This is a genomic window from Paenibacillus sp. LT-B23, from assembly GCF_059417685.1.
This window is the reverse complement of the sequence record NZ_JBSQBM010000010.1, coordinates 73074-93650: the sequence shown is the minus strand read 5'-3', so window position 1 is coordinate 93650 and position 20577 is coordinate 73074. Positions and strand designations below refer to the sequence as shown.

Annotated in this window: 18 protein-coding genes; 12 read left to right on the top strand and 6 right to left on the bottom strand. The window is 46.7% G+C overall.

Features of this window, described 5'->3' with window-relative positions; translation table 11 throughout:
* Positions 1-49: 49 nt before the first annotated feature.
* The 8 genes from ACWXW9_RS14145 to ACWXW9_RS14110 all read left to right on the top strand — a co-directional run bounded on the left by ACWXW9_RS14145 (position 50) and on the right by ACWXW9_RS14110 (position 8981).
* The gene (locus ACWXW9_RS14145) at positions 50-739 is read left to right on the top strand and encodes a response regulator transcription factor (RefSeq protein ID WP_013309432.1); all 690 of its coding nucleotides are present in this window, start codon (positions 50-52) and stop codon (positions 737-739) included.
* A 1-nt stretch (position 740) separates the two neighbouring features.
* Positions 741-2219 carry a sensor histidine kinase gene (locus tag ACWXW9_RS14140; protein WP_494929916.1) on the top strand — a complete coding sequence of 493 codons (1479 nt, stop codon included), beginning with the start codon at positions 741-743 and terminating at the stop codon, positions 2217-2219.
* Positions 2220-2329: 110 nt separating this feature from the next.
* Positions 2330-3286: a 4-hydroxy-3-methylbut-2-enyl diphosphate reductase gene (locus ACWXW9_RS14135; protein WP_044647438.1), complete on the top strand. Its 957-nt coding sequence runs from the start codon at positions 2330-2332 to the stop codon at positions 3284-3286.
* A gap of 267 nt (positions 3287-3553) precedes the next feature.
* Entirely contained in the window at positions 3554-4591 is a 1038-nt protein-coding gene (gene aroF / locus ACWXW9_RS14130) for a 3-deoxy-7-phosphoheptulonate synthase (RefSeq protein WP_025682268.1), read from the top strand.
* A gap of 271 nt (positions 4592-4862) precedes the next feature.
* Positions 4863-6287, top strand: coding sequence for a type I glutamate--ammonia ligase (gene glnA, locus ACWXW9_RS14125; RefSeq protein WP_134910540.1), 1425 nt, complete (start codon positions 4863-4865; stop codon positions 6285-6287).
* 319 nt (positions 6288-6606) lie between these two features.
* Positions 6607-7698: a 3-phosphoserine/phosphohydroxythreonine transaminase gene (gene serC, locus ACWXW9_RS14120; protein WP_494929915.1), complete on the top strand. Its 1092-nt coding sequence runs from the start codon at positions 6607-6609 to the stop codon at positions 7696-7698.
* 202 nt (positions 7699-7900) lie between these two features.
* Positions 7901-8365 (top strand): tRNA (uridine(34)/cytosine(34)/5-carboxymethylaminomethyluridine(34)-2'-O)-methyltransferase TrmL, encoded by a 465-nt coding sequence (gene trmL / locus ACWXW9_RS14115; protein ID WP_103048232.1) that lies wholly within the window; start codon positions 7901-7903, stop codon positions 8363-8365.
* A 370-nt stretch (positions 8366-8735) separates the two neighbouring features.
* Positions 8736-8981: an AbrB/MazE/SpoVT family DNA-binding domain-containing protein gene (locus ACWXW9_RS14110; RefSeq protein ID WP_014280616.1), complete on the top strand. Its 246-nt coding sequence runs from the start codon at positions 8736-8738 to the stop codon at positions 8979-8981.
* 98 nt (positions 8982-9079) lie between these two features.
* On the opposite strand, the gene ACWXW9_RS14105 is transcribed toward ACWXW9_RS14110, so the two are convergent.
* Together ACWXW9_RS14105 and ACWXW9_RS14100 are read right to left on the bottom strand one after the other, a co-directional pair.
* Positions 9080-10147, bottom strand: coding sequence for a phosphodiester glycosidase family protein (locus ACWXW9_RS14105; RefSeq protein WP_494929914.1), 1068 nt, complete (start codon positions 10145-10147; stop codon positions 9080-9082).
* Positions 10144-10551 carry a hypothetical protein gene (locus tag ACWXW9_RS14100; protein ID WP_025682872.1) on the bottom strand — a complete coding sequence of 136 codons (408 nt, stop codon included), beginning with the start codon at positions 10549-10551 and terminating at the stop codon, positions 10144-10146. Before ACWXW9_RS14100 ends, ACWXW9_RS14105 begins: the two co-directional genes overlap by 4 nt.
* Before the next feature lie 284 nt (positions 10552-10835).
* Here ACWXW9_RS14100 and ACWXW9_RS14095 point away from each other — a divergent pair, with 284 nt between their 5' ends.
* Both ACWXW9_RS14095 and ACWXW9_RS14090 read left to right on the top strand, forming a co-directional pair.
* Positions 10836-11492, top strand: coding sequence for a response regulator (locus tag ACWXW9_RS14095; RefSeq protein ID WP_494929913.1), 657 nt, complete (start codon positions 10836-10838; stop codon positions 11490-11492).
* Positions 11493-11542: 50 nt separating this feature from the next.
* Complete coding sequence (locus ACWXW9_RS14090; protein WP_494929912.1) at positions 11543-12796, top strand: aminotransferase-like domain-containing protein; 1254 nt, start codon at positions 11543-11545, stop codon at positions 12794-12796.
* A 120-nt stretch (positions 12797-12916) separates the two neighbouring features.
* Here ACWXW9_RS14090 and ACWXW9_RS14085 read toward each other — a convergent pair whose 3' ends face one another.
* A complete protein-coding gene (locus ACWXW9_RS14085) occupies positions 12917-13747 on the bottom strand; it encodes a DUF2161 domain-containing phosphodiesterase (RefSeq protein ID WP_494929911.1) in 831 nt (276 codons plus the stop codon).
* Between the two features lie 283 nt (positions 13748-14030).
* Between ACWXW9_RS14085 and ACWXW9_RS14080 the strand changes: the two genes are divergently transcribed.
* Both ACWXW9_RS14080 and ACWXW9_RS14075 read left to right on the top strand, forming a co-directional pair.
* Positions 14031-15926, top strand: a complete 1896-nt coding sequence (locus ACWXW9_RS14080; protein WP_494929910.1) for a PrkA family serine protein kinase — start codon at positions 14031-14033, stop codon at positions 15924-15926.
* A gap of 242 nt (positions 15927-16168) precedes the next feature.
* Positions 16169-17185: a protoglobin domain-containing protein gene (locus tag ACWXW9_RS14075; RefSeq protein WP_494929909.1), complete on the top strand. Its 1017-nt coding sequence runs from the start codon at positions 16169-16171 to the stop codon at positions 17183-17185.
* 110 nt (positions 17186-17295) lie between these two features.
* Here the strand turns inward: ACWXW9_RS14075 and ACWXW9_RS14070 are convergent, their stop codons facing one another.
* The 3 genes from ACWXW9_RS14070 to ACWXW9_RS14060 form a co-directional block, all read right to left on the bottom strand.
* Complete coding sequence (locus tag ACWXW9_RS14070; RefSeq protein WP_494929908.1) at positions 17296-18165, bottom strand: arylamine N-acetyltransferase family protein; 870 nt, start codon at positions 18163-18165, stop codon at positions 17296-17298.
* Positions 18166-18410: 245 nt separating this feature from the next.
* A complete protein-coding gene (locus tag ACWXW9_RS14065) occupies positions 18411-19307 on the bottom strand; it encodes a phosphotransferase (protein ID WP_494929907.1) in 897 nt (298 codons plus the stop codon).
* Positions 19308-19325: 18 nt separating this feature from the next.
* Positions 19326-20333, bottom strand: a complete 1008-nt coding sequence (locus ACWXW9_RS14060; protein WP_494929906.1) for a phosphotransferase — start codon at positions 20331-20333, stop codon at positions 19326-19328.
* Positions 20334-20577: the final 244 nt, after the last annotated feature.

The following is a 20577-nucleotide window of genomic DNA, read 5'->3' as shown; positions in this document are numbered from 1 at the left end:
TCCTGCTACAATAGAGTGAAAAGAAGATAATAAAGGAGCTCGATGGTGTATGCGTTCTACCATTTTGATTATTGATGACGATGAAAAAATTGTGTCCATGCTGCGCAGAGGGCTGGCCTTCGAAGGCTACGAAGTGCTGACGGCAGCCAATGGCGCAGAGGGATTAAATAAAATGCTGACAGCTGAGCCTGATGTGGTCGTGCTGGACGTAATGATGCCGCAGGTCGATGGTTTTGAGGTATGCCGTCGCATGCGGGAGGGTGGAAGCACGGTACCTGTTCTGATGCTTACAGCCAAGGATGAGGTTGAGAATCGGGTTAAGGGCTTGGATCTAGGGGCCGATGATTATCTCGTCAAGCCGTTTGCTCTAGAGGAGCTGCTGGCACGAGTTCGAGCGCTTTTGCGGCGTAAAACCGAACAACAGGACAATAACGGAAATCGGCTTACCTTCGAGGATTTACAACTGGATAACGAATCCCGTGAAGTGGTTCGTGGCGGCAAACGCTTGGAACTGACGGCTAAAGAATTTGAACTGCTCCATTTGTTCATGCAAAACCCCAAGCGTGTTCTGTCGCGTGATCTGATTATGGACAAAATTTGGGGCTATGACTATAGCGGAGAATCGAATGTGCTGGAAGTATATATTGCCATGCTACGACAAAAAACGGAGCAGGATGGCGGTAAACGACTCATTCGTACAATTCGGGGAGCTGGCTATATTTTAAGAGGTGATGTGTAATATGTCTATTCGGTGGCGGCTGACAGCCTGGTATTCGAGCATCTTGGCTATAGTACTAGTCATTTTTGGTCTGGTTACTTACGGACTAGTATATTACTACACATATAATGAAGTGAACAGTCAGCTTATGACGCAGGCGCCACGGATTAACAAGCAACTACTGCTTACTGTCAAAGGAGGACTGTTTGAAGTCCCCAATCTCGATTTAGGCTTGGTGCAGGGTCGTGGAATTGATGAATCACAGCTATATGTACAAATTTACAATTATACGTCCGGAGTGACCAAGACAACGCAAAATATGAAGAATCTAGACATCACTTTCCCGGTTCCGTCCACAGCTGCTGGAGCAGTTCAAAATGAAGGAGTTCGACGTGTGAGTGTGGATGGCGATCCCTTTATGATTTATCAGCAACCGATCAAATCCGAGGAACTTGGATTAGTGGTTGGACTGTTACAGGTGGGACAATTTACAGGCTCTCAGGATCGGCTGATGAACAGACTGCAAAATGTGCTTGTATACGGTTCGTTGTTTGCCTTGCTCGCTGCCGCAACCTCGGGTCTCTTTTTGGCTCGTAAATCCATGAAGCCGCTAGTGAAGGTGATTGAAGGGGCTAACCAGATTCAGTCCAGTAATGATTTGAGTGTCCGCATTGAATATGATGGACCGCCAGATGAAATTGGGCAACTGATCGCGACGGTTAACAAGATGCTGGGGCGTACGGAGGTTTTTTATAAGGAGCTGGAGGATGCTTATGGAGCCCAGCGTCGCTTTGTAGCCGATGCTTCTCATGAATTGCGTACGCCGCTTACGACAATCAGGGGTAACGTTGATTTTTTGCTTAAAATGTGGACTACAGAGCCGGGAGACCGCCCCAATATGGATGAAGCGATGATTCGTGAACTCTCCATGGAGGCCCTGAGTGATATGGCGGATGAAGGCAAACGGATGAGCCGTCTGGTTGGTGATATGCTATCGCTTGCCAGAGCAGATACAGGGAAAACATTCGAGAAGGCCCCGGTAGCGCTGGAGCCACTCGTAAGTGAGGTTGCCCGGCGTGCTCAATTTTTGGAGCGAACCTCAGAATGGAATGTGGGCGACTTCTCGATACTGAATGGCGTTTATATGGATGGCAGCAAGGATTATTTGCAGCAAATGCTGTTTATTTTCATAGACAATGCGTTCAAATATACACCCGAAGGCACAGTCCGGTTTGATGCTATTGTCTATCAGGGACAGGTAGGTCTGCGAATTAGTGATACAGGCATCGGGATGGACAAGAGTGAGGTTCCCTTTATTTTTGATCGCTTCTATCGGGCGGATGAGTCACGCGGGGTGACAGAGGGAATTGGCTTGGGATTGTCCATTGCCAAGTGGATAATAGATGAACATCACGGGTCCGTGGAAGTGGTTACACGCCAAGGTGAAGGGACGACATTTATCATCTGGCTTCCGGTCAGCTTTTCCGCGCCTTTGGAATAGGCTATAATAGGAAGGCAACTACATCATAGAATTGGCCGGTAAAGGCTTGGATGCCGCAGCTACCCAGTTTTTGGAGCTGTCTACTGTGTCGAAGAAAGCGGGTGCTATTTTTGGAAGTGCTCAGAATTTCGCCCCGGGGTTACTGCTACGGCGTAGTCGATGCCATGGTATTGGCTCGTCAGGCGGCCAGAAACTTGGACTTACCTCGGCCTATTTATATACTAGGCATGATTGTGCATAATAGTCATGTCACAAATTCCTTCGAGGATGAAGGAATTATTACACTGGACGGCCCTAACCGCATGGAGATTTTAAGCCAGGTGGAGAGTGGTACCGTTATTTTCACCGCCCATGGTGTATCCCCTGAGGTTCGCAAGCTGGCTCGTGATAAGGGGCTGACTACGGTTGATGCAACTTGCCCGGACGTGACGAAGACTCATGATCTGATTCGGGAGAAGTCTGCCGAGGGATATCAGATTATTTATATCGGCAAAAAGAATCATCCCGAGCCGGAGGGGGCCATTGGCATTGCTCCCGACCATGTTCATCTGATCGAGAAGGAAGAGGAGATCGACAGCCTTACATTGTCTGCGGGCAAAATCCTGATCACGAATCAGACGACCATGAGTCAGTGGGATATCAAGCACATTATGAAAAAGCTACTGGAGAAGTTCCCCGGTGCCGAGATACACAATGAAATCTGTCTGGCCACGCAAGTGCGTCAGGAAGCGGTGGCGGAACAGGCCGGGCAGGCGGATCTGGTGATTGTCGTTGGTGATCCGCGCAGCAACAATTCAAACCGATTGGCTCAGGTGTCCGAGGAAATTGCAGGTACAACAGCTTATCGTATTTCCGATGTGACGGAGCTGAAGCGGGAATGGCTGGAGGGCGTTCACAAGGTAGCAGTGACTTCAGGAGCTTCCACGCCTACGCTGATTACGAAAGAGGTTATTTTGTACCTGGAGCAGTATGATCCGGCTAACCCGGATACATGGGAGATTCAGCGGACGATTGATATGAAGAAGCTGCTGCCTCCTGTGCGTGAAAAGTCAAAAACGACGAAATAACATGTAACAGATGATGGCTGCTGTTCGGGAGGAAATCCTGAACGGCGGCTTTTTTTACGGATTGGAAGGTAGCCCGCCGGATTAAATCAGCATCATAAGGAGCGAAAATGCAGACCAATATTCAGGATAATTAAGTCTTGACGAGTACAGGCAAAACAGGTATATTTACTTTAACGAATAAAAGCTTAAAAGCGAACAAGCGTTTAAGTGTCATAATATCATCTTTAATTGATCCATAAAATATGTTTTATAGAGAGGAAGAAAAATATGATCGTTATTGCTGGTGTCCAAACACCTGAAGAACATATCCAGGCTATTGTTGCAGTTATTGAAAAAGAAGGTTTGCAGGCTCACGTTTCCCATGGATCGGATCGTACGATTATCGGGCTGATCGGCAGTGTAGAGCCCAAGCTGGCTGAACACCTGCGCCAAATGAAGGGTGTAGAGAATGTAGTCAAAATATCGAAGTCCTACAAATTGGCGAGCCGTGATTTTCATCCCGAAAATACTGTTATCTCTATCAAAGGTGTGAATATCGGCGGAGGCGAGCTTGTGATTATGGGTGGACCATGTGCTGTTGAGTCTGCTGCGCAGATCGACGAAATTGCTGCATTGGTTAAAGCTGCGGGCGCGCAAGTTCTCCGTGGAGGTGCTTTTAAGCCGCGTACGGGTCCTTACAGCTTCCAGGGAACGGGTGTAGAAGGTTTGATCATGATGGCCGAGGCGGGCAAAAAGCATGACCTCCTGACCATTACAGAGGTTATGACACCCGAATACGTGGATATCTGTGCAGAGTATGCGGATATTTTACAAGTAGGTACGCGTAACATGCAAAACTTTGATCTATTGCGCAAGCTGGGAACCTGCGGCAAGCCAGTGCTGCTCAAGCGTGGTTTCAGTTCGACTTACGATGAGTTCCTGAATGCTGCCGAGTATATTTTAGCGGGCGGTAACCCGAATGTTATGCTGTGTGAGCGCGGAATCCGTACATTTGAAACTTACACCAGAAATACGCTCGACTTGTCAGCTATTCCTGTTCTGCAACAACTGAGCCATTTGCCGGTTATTTCGGACCCGAGCCATGGCACAGGGCGTCGTGAGCTGGTTGTTCCTATGACGAAGGCTTCGGTAGCTGCAGGAGCAGATGGACTAATTATTGAAATGCACACAGATCCCGACAATTCGATGACGGGCGATGGTGTACAATCCTTGTTCCCAGATCAATTTTCAGATTTGCTGAAAGATTTGGAATTACTGGCTCCAGCTGTAGGAAAAACATTTCATACGCCTAGTACCATTTCTTAAAACCAATACTTAACATTAATGCATAAAAGTTTTGCCGCAACGCAGTAATTCGATTAAAATTGCCCCAAAAGCCCGGTGTTTCGGGCTTTTTGTGCTATTCAAATGTTATCAAGAGCGTAAGCATAGCTAACATTAGTTTAAAAAATACCTTACATAGCTATTGACCCGTGTCATGTTTGAGATTTATAATGACGACAGAAAAAAACATTCGATCATGAACATTTCAGGGTTGTATAAGACTTAATGTTCGGAAAATTGGGAGGAAGAAGACATGTCCGTTGAGAATGTATTGAAAACAATTCAGGAAAATAATATTGAGTGGGTAGATTTTCGCTTTGTAGATTTGTCCGGCCGTGCTCACCATATTTCGTTGCCAGCTTCCGAAGTAGATGAAGAAACATTTGTTAACGGTGTTGCTTTCGACGGTTCTTCCATTCCCGGCTATCGTGGCATCGAGGAATCCGACATGGTTATGCTGCCCGATCCGGAAGCGGTTTTCATCGACCCTTTCACTCAGCATCCTACACTGAATATTCTGTGTGATATTGCTACGCCAGACGGCGAAAAATACGACCGCGATCCTCGCGGCATTGCAAGAAAAGCAGAAGAATTCCTGAAAACTGCTGGTGTAGGTACGAAAGTTAACTTTGCACCTGAATCTGAATTTTTCATCTTTGACGAGGTGCGCTATGAGACCAGTATGAACAGCTCCTCCTTTTTCGTGGATTCCGAAGAAGCTGCTTGGAACACGAATCGCAAGGAAGAGGGCGGAAATCTGGGCTTTAAAGTGGGAGTGAAGGGCGGATATGTGCCTGTAGCGCCAGTAGACACCCAACAAGACATCCGTAGTGAAATGTGCCGTTTGCTTGAAGAAGCAGGTCTGAGAATTGAGCGCCATCACCATGAGGTTGCTACGGCAGGTCAGGCGGAAATTAACTTCCGTTTTGATACACTCAAGAAAACAGCTGATAATCTGCTTGTTTATAAATACATTGTACACAACACAGCTCGTCAATACGGTAAAGTAGCTACATTCATGCCAAAACCACTCTTTGGAGACAACGGAAGCGGTATGCACGTTCACCAATCCATTTTCGATGGAGACACTCCTTTGTTCTACGAAAAAGGTGCTTACGCTAACCTGAGCGAACTGGCCCTTCATTACATTGGCGGTATCCTGTACCATGCACCAGCGCTGATCGCTTTGACGAACCCAAGCACGAACTCGTTCAAGCGTCTCGTTCCAGGCTATGAAGCTCCAGTTAACCTGGTATTCTCCAAAGGTAACCGTTCTGCAGCTGTCCGTATTCCAGTAGCGGCTGTTACGCCTAAAGGCTGTCGGATCGAGTTCCGTACACCAGACTCTACAGCTAACCCTTACCTGGCCTTCTCTGCAATGCTGATGGCGGGTCTGGATGGCATCAAGCGCAAACTGAACCCGATCGAATTGGGATATGGTCCACTTGATACGAACATCTATGAGCTGTCTGACGCTGAAATTGGTAAAATCCGCAGTGTTCCTGCTTCGCTGGATGAGGCTTTGGACGCTCTGGAAGCTGACTACGAGTTCTTGACAGAAGGCGACGTATTTACGAAGGACTTTATTGATAACTATGTAGAGCTCAAGCGTTCTGAAGCTAAATCGGTTAACATCCGTGTTCATCCGCACGAATACAGCCTTTATTTTGACTGCTAATAGCAGTTAATAAATGAGCGGTGTAGCTGCCTTGAATAACAAACACTAGCTAACAAAACAAGCAGCGTAGCTGCCTTGAACATTAACCATTAGCCTCTGGTAACGGTTAATGTTCAAGATAGGTCTCCGGTTTTTAAGCCGGGGACCTTTTAACATTAAATTAAATACCACAAGGTTAAGATGTTAAATATACTTACATTCACATCTTTGTCACATCATAAATGAAATCGAAAACATTTTTTAACAAGTCTTGAACGCTCTTATGAATACTGCTATCATAGCGATAATATCCGCACCAGAGTAGAGAAGGGATGGGAATTTGTTGAGTAAGAGAGCCTATAATTTTAATGCAGGACCAGCGGCATTGCCGCTCAAAGTGCTGGAACGTGTACAAGCTGAATTCGTAGATTTTCAGGGAACAGGTATGTCCATTATGGAAATGTCTCACCGTGGAGCTGTGTATGAATCTGTTCATAATGAAGCGCAGGAACGTCTGTTATCTCTGCTAGGCAATCCAGAAGGCTACAAGGTGTTATTTCTTCAAGGTGGTGCTAGTACGCAATTTGCTATGCTGCCCTTAAATTTCTTGGGTGAAGGACAGACAGGAAGCTATATCATGACAGGTAGCTGGTCGGACAAGGCTTATAAAGAAGCCAAGCTTGTGGGCAAGGCTCATATTGCTGCGTCTTCCGCTGATGAGAAGTATATGCGTCTTCCGAATGTGGATTCTTTGGACTTGCCTGACAATACTGCTTATGTGCATATTACGTCCAACGAGACGATTGAAGGTACACAGTTCAAGCAATTCCCGGATACCGGTTCTGTGCCGTTGATTGTGGACATGTCCAGTGATATTTTCTGCAAGCCGTTTGATGCTACTCAATTCGGACTGATCTATGCTGGAGCACAAAAAAATCTGGGACCCTCCGGCGTAACAGTCGTGATCGCCCGTGAAGAACTGTTAACATCTTCACCGGACAACGTTCCTACGATGCTGCGTTATAGCACTTACCAAAAAAATAATTCTCTCTACAACACACCTCCATCCTTTGCTATATACATGGTGAATGAGGTACTGAAATGGATTCAGGAAGAAGGCGGCCTGGAAGGTATTGAACGCATCAACCAGCAGAAAGCTGCTTTGCTCTACGACCGTATTGACAGCAGCGAAGGCTTCTACCGTGGTTGTGTAGACGTCGCTGACCGTTCCATTATGAATGTGACCTTCCGCCTCGCAAATGAGGACTTGGAAAAGCAATTTATTAAGGAATCCGAGCAGGCTGGTTTCGTCGGTCTGAAGGGACATCGCAGTGTAGGAGGCCTTCGCGCTTCGATCTACAATGCTGTTCCGCTGGAGAACTGTCAAGCGTTGGCCGAGTTTATGGATAGCTTTAAGCAGCGTCATAGCTGATTGTAACGGACATATATTTCGATACACAAATGTTGGAAATCGAAAAAACCAAAGTAAAGCCTTCCCTGAATGTGTATAGGGGAAGGCTTTTAGTGGTGAGGAGCGATAATTTTTCTCATTTGATGTTCATATCCCGCCGATTTTGTTAAAATAATAGAATGTGTAAATTTTTTCAGTTCAAACATGAAGGGAACGAAACGTGATGCCATTACATATTGTGCTTGTTGAGCCGGAAATCCCGGCTAACACAGGGAATATTGCCAGAACGTGTGCTGCTACCGGAACACATCTGCATCTGGTAAAGCCGCTGGGCTTCCGTACCGACGATGCCACGTTAAAACGGGCTGGACTTGATTACTGGTATGCGGTCCACATTGAATACCATGAATCTTTTGCTGAGGTGCAGGAGAAGTACCAGGAAGGTCGCTTTTTTTATGCCACCACGAAAGCAAATCAGCGTTATAGTGATATTGCATTTCAGGATGGAGACTTTCTGGTATTTGGCAAAGAAACGAAAGGGCTGCCTCCCGAGCTTCTGGCGGCTAATCCGGATACATGCATCAAGATGCCTATGTCAGATAAAGTAAGATCGCTGAATTTGTCGAATTCCGCTGCGATTATCGTATATGAAGCGTTGCGGCAAATGGATTTTCCGGGTTTATCATGAATAATATCAAGTGAGCAAGCATAACTACGAATAAAGAACCAGGACCTTAGTTGCTAATCAAGCCTCACGTCTCTGTTGTTAAGATGAACCTGACGTAACGTTTGAAAATAAGTTTATAATCATTAATTTGTAAAATCCTCAGAGAAAGCTAATGATATTGGACTTTCCGGTCGATAAAAATATTACAGACATTCTGTACCATACTTTGATATGGTTCATGATTTTATGAAAAAATGTAATAAAATTTCCTGTGATCAGCAGGATTCGACAAAAAGACAGCGAATACTACATAAAGAATAGTGTCTTTGTACCTAGTTTTTCGCAGGGAAGAAATTGCAAGTATAATGAATAGGAGAGGTGTACGATCACGATGAAACCTGCCGGTGTGGTGCGTAAAGTTGATCAGCTGGGGAGAATAGTCTTGCCCAAGTCACTACGCAAAAGATATCAAATGAATGAGGGAGACCCTGTCGAAATTTTGGTTCAGGGCGACCATATTATTTTGGAGCGTTATCGTCCGAAATGTGTATTCTGCGGATCAGTTGAGCAAGTGAACAATTTTAAAGACCGTTATATTTGTGCTCAATGTTTGACGGAAATGACACAGTACTCCTAAAATGGGGCAAAAGCATCACGACATTCGTTCGTGATGCTTTTTTTCTTATAGAGTATGAGGAAGCAAAAGTAGTTTACATGCCTGTAAACGATAAGCTTCTATTTATAGAACAAAAAATGAGTAGGGACTGGACGGAGATTTCCATCCGACGGCTTGTTCACGACCCTACCGTTCAGGATGAGTGAGGAGGAGCCGCCCCCGTCCAGATTATAAGCATCCTGAATGCCGAGATTGTACATTTTCCCTTGTAGTTCTTCCAACGTTGCGCCTGAACCTCCGCTTTCATTGTAGCCGTCTACGACAATAATGAGCAGTTGGTTATCTTTATAGTTGCCGATGGCTGTACGTGGCGCCCGTTTAGGCGATACCTTCCACTTGTCTGGAATAGGCATCTTTTGGCCTCTTTGCAGCAGAACGGGAACGAAGGTAGCTCCAAAGACAGGCTTCAGGCTGTCCAGAGCGCCTTGACTGTAAAACTTGCCGCCGATAAGCTTGCCGGTGTTGCTCAATCCGACAAAGGACAAATCCTTAAAGCTGGACTGAAAGCCGGTCAGGTAATGGCCGTTCATGACGGTAGTGCTTAATGGATAGCGTTTGCCGTCTCCATCCGCAAAGCCGCCTGCATTAATGCCAGCGACAGCTCCATGTCTCAGGACAGCACGCATGGTCGTTTCGGAGCCGCCCAGTTTGTCGCTCCCCAGAGACATTTTCATAGCGGCAGGATCTTTAAGCTTGACCTTCATGGCATAGCCACGATAAATCCCCGGGTTCACCTTAAACAATTCAATAGTAATCCGGTTGCTGTCTACCCGCTCATAGGGAACCCCGAGCTTGGCGGTGATGCGTCGATCATAGATTTTTTCGGGACGCTTGGATTGGGTAGAGGCCGTTTGAACAAGCTGATTCATCGTTTGGGTCGTTTGCTTGTACAGCTCCGATGTTCGGCGAATGGTGGACAAGGTGTATGTTGCCGTTTGTTTGGCTTCATCAAGCTGGTTGCCTACGGACTGCGTTTGTAGAACGACCTCGGCTTTTTGCAGACTCGGGACAGTAGATCCGGAAAAGCTAAATGTGGGATGAATTAACAAAACACACCCCAACAAACCGATAAAAGGAGCAAGGGCCAACATGAAGAAACGATTTACCTGTTTTGTATCCATATTCATTTCAGCAGGTCCATTTTTTTCTGAAGGGTATTAAGCTGCTGCTTAACTTCGTTTAATTGGGTGTAAAGCTTATTGCTGTTGTCGGTTTTATTGTTTGCATTATCCTTGGTAAAGGTCAGCAACTCATTGAAGGACTGAACTTTGCCCTCTAATCCGCTTACTTCCTTGGAAAGCGCGGCCAACTGTTTTTCATAGTCGGTTTTGAGCGCTTGAATCTGCTGGTCCGTATGGGTTTGCATTTCGTTCAGCATTTCCTGCTTCAAATGATTGCTGTACAGATAGGTTGCGAGAGCACCTAGTATAATAAGTAGGAACCAAAATAGCAGAAAAGCCTTTACGGGCATCCCCTTTCTTGAAGTGCCTCGCCGGGATTCGGCAGGAGGGTGTTCAGGTGAAGCTTGCATGCGATTTTCAACTCCCGTGTAAAATCAAATTTCCAGTCTTTATTTTGCAGTTCCAATTCTATCATGGGCCTATTTATTTCGCAAAAACGAAATAGATGCATAAAATTATTTGGAAAAAGAGATTGCATCGGAAGGAAGTCCTAGGATACAATTTCCTTAAACGGTTTTCGCTTCTTATACGTTCACATTTGCGCAATTTCTACATATGCAACCCCAAAATATAGATTCATTTTCGCCAACTATGTATTTTTATGTATTTTTTTGTGAAATCAGGAGGTTTAGACATGAGAAAAGTATGGCAGGTGGTCATCATAGACATCCATCCTACAAGCATGCTGGGTACAAAACTTATTTTGGAAGACCAGCAGGATTTGCTTGTCAGAGGGATGTCCTCCTCCGGAACGGAAGGTCTGGAATTGGCTTGCTCCATTCGGCCGGAAATCATTTTAATGGATTACAGGTTGCCTGAGGGAACGGCGGAACCGTTTCTAACACAAATACGGGCCTTGTCTCCAGACAGCCATATTGTTATTATGACGGATGAGGATAATATTACGCTCTTCCAACAGCTGATTTCGCTGGGAGCGAATGGAATGTTATCCAAACAGGCGTCACCAAGCCAGTTGATCCATCTGATCAACGGTTTGCGCGAAGGATTTGCTTCGTTACCGATGGACTGGATTCGTCGTGGGAACTGGCCTTTTATGCCGCTAATGGCTTCTGAGCCTTTTGACGAATTGACACAAACTGAAGTTTTTATTATGGAACGTATTGTACAAGGAATTACATATGACAAAATTGCTACTGAGATCGAAGTCAGTCGGCGTTCTATTGATAATTATTTACGTAAAATTTATGCGAAATTGGGCGTGTCCAGCCGGGCGCAGGCGATTGAACGTTATGCCCTGTATGCGCGTCAGACCAAGCAGCTATATGCCTGACGCGCCAGCCCGGAAGCCGTGACCTATTTTTCAGCAGAAGGAGGATGTTCATGCAATATTCCTTTGCTTCACGAACGGCTGCAATGTTGGCTTCTCCAGTGCGTCATATCCGGGAAAATGCGAGAAGACACTCCTTTATATCTTTGGCTGAAGAATTGCCTGCACAAGAGCTTTTTCCGGTGAAGCTGCTGGAAGAAGCGGCTCATGATGTGTTTGGCTCCGGCCCTGACGCCCTCCAGTATGGTGAACCGGAGGGCTATTTTCCTTTGCGGGCGTGGCTTGCAGGAGAGTGGGAACAGCGCAAAGGAGTTAGAGTACCACCGGGACAAATCCTCCTGACAACAGGCAGTCAGCAGGCCATTGACCTAATTGTAAGGCTGATGGTGGATGAACGCGACCCGGTGTTGGTCGAAAATCCGACGTCGCCCGGATGTCTGCAAGTGCTGTCGATGCAGGGAGCGCAGATCGTTCCCGTAGAATCTGATGGAGAAGGTGTGCTTCCCGATCAGCTTGAAGCTTTAATCGTTCACCATCATCCCAAGCTTTTTTTTGCTACACCTACGTTTACGAACCCGACCGGCTCCTTATGGAGCGCGGCAAGGCGTCAGGAGATTTTGGAGCTGTGCAGGCGTCATCAGGTGCTGATCGTGGAGGACGATTCTTATGGAGAGCTTCATTTTAAACAAAAAAATGAATCCGGCGACAAGAGCCCGCATGGGCAAAGCCGGAAATTTGCAGAAGCCTATCCTTCGCTATTTGCGCTGGATCATGCGGGGCAGGGCGGCCAGGTGCTATATATCGGTTCATTCAACAAAACGGTTGCGCCCGCGCTGAGAACCGGATGGGCGGCAGGCCCCGCCCCGTTGATCGAAGGTATGTATGCTTTGAAGCAGTTGGCCGATATGCAGTCCAGTACGATGAACCAGCGGCTCCTGTTCCAGTTACTGACCAGCTCGCGTTTTCAATGGCACGAGCATTTAGCCATGCTGAACAAAGAGTACTCGACGCGTCTGCAATTAATTCTGGAGCTGCTCAAGCGCCCGTTTTGGAAAGATGTGTCGTACCACATTCCGTCCGGCGGCATGTATGTGTGGGTTCGGTTGCCCGATGGGCTGGACAGCGCACTGCTGCTAAAGGCGGCTCTACCCAAAGGTGTAGCCTTTATGCCAGGGGAGTTGTGTGCGGTTGGCAGCGAAGGCGCGTCCCATATTCGCCTGAACTTCAGTCATCCGGGCCGCGAGCAGCTACTCATGGGCATGAACTTGATTGGTGAGACGATCAGTGAATTCACTGCGCGAAGCTAGCAGGGGCCGAACGATCTACTTGCTGTGGCATAGCTTCCGGCAGTCGTGGCGTCAGAAGTAAGCTGTAGGCTTTTCAGTGATCGTCTGCATTCGGAGCGCCTGAAGTAAGCGGCAGGATATTCAGAGATCCTCCGCATTCGCAGCGGCAGAGTATGCGGTTGGTGCTTCCGCGATCAGGCGTTGTCCGCTGCCATCATTTGGCTCTACGGCCTTGCCGGCGGCCGTTTCGATGACTTGCTCTTGCAGTACCGCCGCATACTCGCTCAGGGCGGCTTCGCCAAACGAGGTTAGCCTGTAGCGGCCACGGGCTACGCGTTCGAACCAGCCGTAGTAGTTGCGCTGGAGCACGGCTGCTGCCCCGCTGACGGCTGCTGTGCGGGCGAGCTGCGCCGGGGCAGCTTCCCCCAGGCCCTGCAAGGCTGCGGCCACGCGCAGCGCTTTTTCCCGGTAGGCCGTGACCAGCTTGCGTCGGGTACTGCCGCCAGTGTTGTGGTCGCCGCTGCGTGCGTGAAACTCCCGCAGCAGCCTTTCCTTGCGCGAGCCGGGGCGGGCTACCGCCGTTTTGCGGTCACCACCGTTCGTACTCGCAGGCTTGCAAAGTACCTCTACGAGCGGCGGCTTGGTCTTGTAATGGGTGACGGTGAGCAAGCCCAGCCCCAACTGGCGGCACAGTCCGACCAGCTCGTTCCAGCGCTGATTGACAGCCCCTTTTTTCGCACGGTTTCGTTCCACCGCCACATACACATTGCTGCTTAGCTTCAGACGCTGTATGCCTTGCAGCACCAGCGCCAGATTGAACGTCTTTTTAATCTCCACAATCAGTGGCTCCTGCTGTTCTGGCTTTATACCCACCAAATCGCAGTTACGCACTTCTCCCTTGATTTCGTATCCCGAGCTCTCAAAAAAGGCTTTGATCGGAGCGTACAACTCCGTCTCATGCCGAACCGCCATGCTTCTCCCGCTCCTTTATCCCATTATTCCGAGTTTATATTGTACCATAATGCGTCAGGTCCGCGTCGTTGTTGTATATTTTAGCACAGTGTATCTCTCTGTTTTTCGAAAAAGCAGGGGAATCTGTCGCAAAAAAAAGGTCAATTCTGAAATCAATCTGCATAGGTATGTATTACACTTTTTTTAAGAGGATTGCATCATATCCTGAAAGGCGTGGACGAGTGTAGCCATTAACCATCCGGAGTGGAGGATAGTCATTACGCAGTCATAGGAGGAACCGAGCATGAATATTTTTGAACGCGTTGCGGAGTACCGGGCGGAAAACAACCGTCTGGCCTGGAGCGGCACTTTTAGAGAGTATATAGAGATACTCAAGAAAGACCCGACGCCGGCGATGACCGCTCATGCACGGGTTTACAAGATGATTGAATCTTTTGGTGTAGAAGAGGTTGGGGGACATAAGCGATATAAATTTTTCGAGCAGGAGATTTTTGGACTGGACCGGGCGCTTGAAAAGCTGGTGGAGGAATACTTCCATTCCTCAGCCCGTCGGCTCGATGTGCGCAAGCGTATTCTACTTTTGATGGGACCCGTCAGTGGAGGTAAATCCACGCTGGTCACCTTGCTCAAACGCGGTCTGGAGAAATTTTCGAGGACGGATCAGGGAGCGGTATACGCCATTGAAGGCTGCCCCATGCACGAAGATCCGCTTCATCTCATTCCTCATGAGCTGCGTCCGGATTTTGAGAAGGAGCTGGGGGTGCGGATTGAAGGCAATCTGTGCCCAGCCTGCCAGATGAGATTGCGCACAGAATTTGATGGAGATATTGAAAAGGTCCGCGTGGAGCGGGTGTTTATATCGGAAGAAAATCGGATCGGCATCGGTACGTTCAGTCCTTCGGATCCGAAGTCACAGGATATTGCCGATTTGACGGGCAGTATCGACTTTTCTACGATTACGGAGTATGGGTCGGAATCCGATCCACGCGCGTATCGTTTTGACGGAGAACTGAACAAAGCCAACCGTGGACTGATGGAGTTTCAGGAGATGCTGAAATGCGATGAGAAGTTTTTGTGGAATTTGCTGTCTCTGACTCAGGAGGGTAATTTTAAAGCGGGACGTTTTGCGTTAATTAGTGCAGATGAATTGATCGTTGCTCATACCAATGAATCGGAGTATAAAAGCTTTATCGCAAACAAAAAGAACGAGGCTCTGCAATCACGGATGATCGTGATGCCGATTCCTTACAACCTTAAAGTCTCGGAAGAAGAAAAGATTTACGCCAAGCTCATTGAACAAAGTGACATGAAGCATATTCACATCGCCCCTCATGCGCTGCGGACGGCTGCTATTTTCTCCGTGCTTACCCGCCTGAAGGAGACGAAGAAGCAGGGCATGGATCTGGTCAAAAAGATGCGCATGTATGATGGCGAAGAGGTGGAAGGCTACAAGACAGCCGATCTGAAGGAAATGCAAAATGAGTTTCTGGAGGAAGGCATGTCCGGGGTAGATCCAAGGTACGTCATCAATCGCATTTCCAGTGCGCTCATTAAGCAAAATGTAGAATCCATCAATGCACTGGACATTTTACGAGCTATCAAGGATGGTCTGGATCAGCATGCTTCTATTACGAAGGAAGAAAGGGAGCGCTATCTGAATTTCATTTCCGTGGCCCGTAAGGAGTATGACGACCTGGCGAAAAAAGAAGTCCAGAAAGCCTTTGTGTACTCGTTCGAGGAATCAGCCAAGACGCTGTTCGACAACTATTTGGATAATATCGAAGCCTTCTGCAATTGGGTAAAAATCCGCGACCCGCTTACGGATGAAGAACTCGACCCGGATGAGCGGCTGATGCGTTCGATCGAAGAGCAGATTGGGGTATCGGAAAATGCGAAAAAGGCGTTCCGCGAAGAAATTCTTATCCGGATTTCCGCTTACTCACGCAAGGGACGCAAGTTCGAATATCATCATCATGATCGGCTGAGAGAAGCGATTGAGAAAAAGCTGTTCGCTGATTTGAAGGATATTGTGAAAATTACGACCTCGACCAAAACACCCGATGCTAATCAGCTCAAACGAATGAATGAGGTGATTAAGCGGTTGATTGAGGAACACGGCTATACAGGTGCCAGTGCCAACGACCTGCTTCGATATGTAGGCAGTCTGTTAAATCGATAAAATTCGGTAAGCTTAAGATAAGCAAAAGCAAGAGGGTGGAGTAATCCGGTAGCATGCACAGTAAGTTTCCAGTGCTTGCTGTCGGGTTCTTTTTTTATCATGAGGGAGTCATTTCAGGTGCTTGTCCATCATAGATATGTAAAAAATCACAATGAATCCAATGAATTTATAACATTTTCCAAAAATACGCCGATAAATATGGTAATGTTAATTTGATGTAAACTATTTATTTGGAGGAACTTATGATTGATGTAGCGGAAAGTAGATTAAAACAGATTCAATATATTGGTATTACGGATGAGGACTTGGCTTTATTGCATCTCCATCAGGGTTTGTTCCAGTCTATTGTGGCTGAGGTGGTGGATCGGTTTTATGATCATGTGGAAAAGGTCCCGCACCTCATGTCGATTATCTCCAAATGGTCCAATATTGAACGATTAAAGCAAACACAACGAGAATATTGGCTTTCTCTGGCAGATGGAAAAATAGATGAGCCGTTTATTGAGCACCGTCTTTTTGTAGGGCAGGTGCATTCACGCATTGGTTTGTCCTCTGACTATTATTTGGGCACATACATAACTTATTTGGACATTGCAGTAGATATTTTGAAGCATTCGGGGATCGACGATTGGTATCCGATTGTTCACGCTCTTTCCAAAATGTTCAATCTGGACTCCCAGCTTGTGCTGGAAGCCTATCAGAAGAAGGAAAAGGAGCAAATTAACGAACTGGCCGATGAACAGACACAAGTATTAACCGTTGTGTCCCGAATTGCTCAAAATTTGACTGGTATGATTGCTGAATTACGTGAAAATACAGATAACATTGCAGATAGTGCACGTACAACGGTCTCTTCGCAGGAACATACGGAAGAATTGGTACAGCAGTTGGGCGATGAGATCAAGCATATTGAGCAGATGAGCGGCACGATTCGCGAGCTGTCGGATCAGACGCATTTGCTGGGGCTGAATGCGGCGATTGAAGCAGCACATGCGCAGGAAGCAGGACGCGGGTTTCAGATTGTGGCGCAGGAAGTACGCAAGCTGGCATCCAATTCCAAGCAGGCGCAGGAGCAAATTCAGTGCAAGGTACTGGATATTGCCCATATGCTGAAAAGTGTGCAATCCGAAACGGCTGCTACCACAGCCAGCGCCCGACAACAGGCTTCTAGTTCCGAGGAATTGGCTTCCTTCACAAAGCTGATCGAAAATATGGTGAAGGAATTGGAAGCGCTTCATCATTCCAGCGAAATGATGTAGGTGTGAAAGGATAGAATGAGTTGTATCCCGGGGAGAGCTTTTTGAGGAAAATAACGCTCCCCCTCCGTGGCGGTCCAATCAACGCAACCGAGGAAGAGCGTAATGCTTTATTAGGAAATGATTGATTTCTTCCATTCAGTATGAGCCGCAAATACTCTTTTCCATAACTCGTCCCGTTCCTGGGGACTATAGTTAACAAGCGGCTCACCAAATACATCTGCCAACACTTCCAGCCACTGCGATTTATGATCCAGCTCTATTTTTTCCAATCCGTTCAGCCCGTTTTTTTTCCAAATACAACCTCTTAGTTCATTCGTCTCTAATGCTTGTCTTTGCCGAATCAGAAACAGGTTGAACCATGGAGAATCCGCTGAGCGGCTATAGAAATGATGTTTTGGCATAAACTCTTCCAAATCCCGAACAACCGTAGGGTCATAATCAACGCCGACAAATGAAGCAAGCGAATCATGCTCTAACCGCCAGCCTTTTGCAACAACCCCGGACTCCGTAACCTTATATTGAAGAGGTGCTTGTTCATAAGTGCCCATACGGAGTGGAACAGGCTCATATGGCATATCGCCTAAACCGACATCAACAATCCATACTTCATCTTCGTGCTGCTCATTTAGCAAGTTCACGGTTAACCCAAGATGAAATGAATTGATGCGTGGCTCTGTTCCTAAAGGCTGAACCCCGGCACGATGCAGGCGGACCTTGTAGCCTAGTGAATGTAGTAGTGCGCTGAAGGCACCATTCAGATGAAAACAATAACCGCTTCTCCCCTGTAAAATAAGTTGAACGGATTCTTGAAAACCAATGGCTGCCGGCTTTCCTGCAAAAATGTCCACCGTTTGCCACGAAAGATGTTTCACATGGGCCTTATGCAGCTCAAATAAATAGGATTTAGTAGGAGGCAGAATGTCTTCAATTCCGATCCTGTTTAGATAAGCCTTTATTTCTTCTTTTGTCATAATGTACATGTGGAGTCACCTCTGTTGTTAGTTTCACCAATTCTCTTTTCGGAACAAATGATCTATTGGGTCTTAGCCTCATTGTAGAAGGGGGGCGTATTGATAACAATGCTATAAATTTTTGATTGTACCGGTACAATCAGCAAGTGGACTTAGTTCAGTGGCATGTAGATTTCCCATAAATCGTTGTCAGAACATAAAAAAACAGACCGTTTCGCCAGGTCTGTTTTCCTGTTTAATTCCAAGCCGACAGATTATAGCAGCGCTCTAAGTTCACGTCGATATTTGTTTAACTGGACGAATGATGGAATAACACGTTTGGCAGAACGGATGCCGCCTATCCTGATGTTGCGGACCACATGATAGGGAGAGATCAAAAGTGTGTGAAGCAAATGTAAATCATGGGCGCTTAACGGACGATATCGTTGATAGTAGTCGACCGCGCGCAGCATCTTGGTCCCGTTCCAAAGACAATTTCGATGCAGAAGGTGGGACAAGTCTTTCATTCTTACGTGCAGGGAGCAATTTTCAAAATCGATTAAATGAATCTTGAGCTGTCTGTCTTTAATCAGATTGGGATAATTGTAGTCGCCATGTATAAATGCGCCGGCTTTTTGCTCCGAGTCGATTGCTTCTCGAACCTTGGGCTGCTGTAAACGATGCGTCACTTCCTCACAGAGAGCCACGAGATGTGCTGTGCCTTTGTAGGGACTGAGGCGCTTTTTGTATCCAGCAATTTCATCACCCAAGCCTTCGTAACGTATTCTGGCTGCCGGAGCCTCGGTGACAGGAAAGCCTACGGCACTGGAGTGAAATTTGGCTAAGGTGGAAATTCCCTTTTTGAAATCTATTTTTTTTGTGAATTTTGGTCTTCCTCCATCAACCCAATTGGTTAATGTATACGAAATGCCTTCATGGGTCATATAAGCGGTTTGCTGCACTGTCGGATAGACCTTTTGGCTACGGGTAAACCCGCGCTCATCCAGGAAGGACAACACACCTGTAATAAAACGAATTTCATCTTCTGGGAATTTGTAGGGCTTTAAACAATAGGTCATGCCGGCGGTCTCAATCTTGTGTATGTCCTTCTTTTGACGAGTACGTTGAATTTTGATTCCGTACATCTGCTCAACGTTCGATAAAATCGACATTTTGATCCTCACTTTCTTTTATGCATGCGCCCATTCCTGCAAAATATGAATGATTTGTAAACGAAGGGGCCATGATTGATCCCAATTGTCCAGGATCTCGCGGTTTCTTGAGCGATTCGGGTGTAGGGAGGCATGCCACGCTTCGCGTGGCAGTTTATACAAGGCTGTAACCATTTTTCGTTCAGTTCGGCTTAGTGGTTTGCGTTTTTGGTATCCCTTCAGCAGGGATTGCACAAATTCAGGATTGAATTGGGTCGTATTCATAAGGGCCTTTGCCAGATCTACATAGACTGAGCCGAACCTAACTCGATCCCAATCAATGATTTTGAGTTGACCATCATCTGAAATAATGACATTGGGGATCGTGATGTCGCTGTGTATTAAAGAGGGAGAACGGTTTTCCTTCTGAAGCAGCTTAACAATGGATGTGTCCTGCAAATCCTTCCATGCCCGCTTAGCTAAACGGTTGCAGCCTTTGCCGTGAGCGTTGTACCAGTTGCCGTATTCTTTGTTATGACGGCTGATTTGTGTTATTTTTCTTTGAAAAAGACGGTCCTGGTTTTTCCATATCCGCAATTGCTGAAACGTAGGGGATTTCCCCCTTCCAATCCGATACAAGCCAGTGGACGAGGCGTGAAGTGTGGCAAGTGCCCACCCAAGCTTTTCAAAATCTTCAGCATTCTCCAATCCTCGTCCTTTAATCCACTGACTTACATAAAATGGCGTTCCTTGATGTATAGTCCACAGCTTCCCGGAATGTGTTGGAAGCCACCGGGGCATGTAGCTATACTTTCTCTTTTTCAAAAGCCTGATCATGCTTGCAGCCTGCTCCATCTGTTGGATTGTATTTGAGCGGACCATCCTAGTACGGCTAAAGGGCTTTAATGCATAAGTTCCCTTTTTCGTTTTCACCCGGATTACTGCATTTTTTCGGTACAGTGATGAGACTAAGCTTGATTTTACTGGGATCAGACCGAAACGACTGGTGATTTTGCGAATCTGTGCTTTGGTATAGGATTTCGTCATAAGAACCTCACTTGACTTGTGATTATAGAAAAAGGTGATCCTCTGTTAGTTATCAGTCTATTCATGATGAGGTAATAGGTGCTGTTTTAAAGGGCTATACGCTTTCCTTCTATATTCATGTTATATTTATTGACACGATAAAGGAATAAAATGTAATGGTAGCGCTATATATATCGGCTTTTATCCTGTATGCACAATAAACAAGCCTTTGTTTTGGTCAGGACGAACATTGTTTATGGAAGGA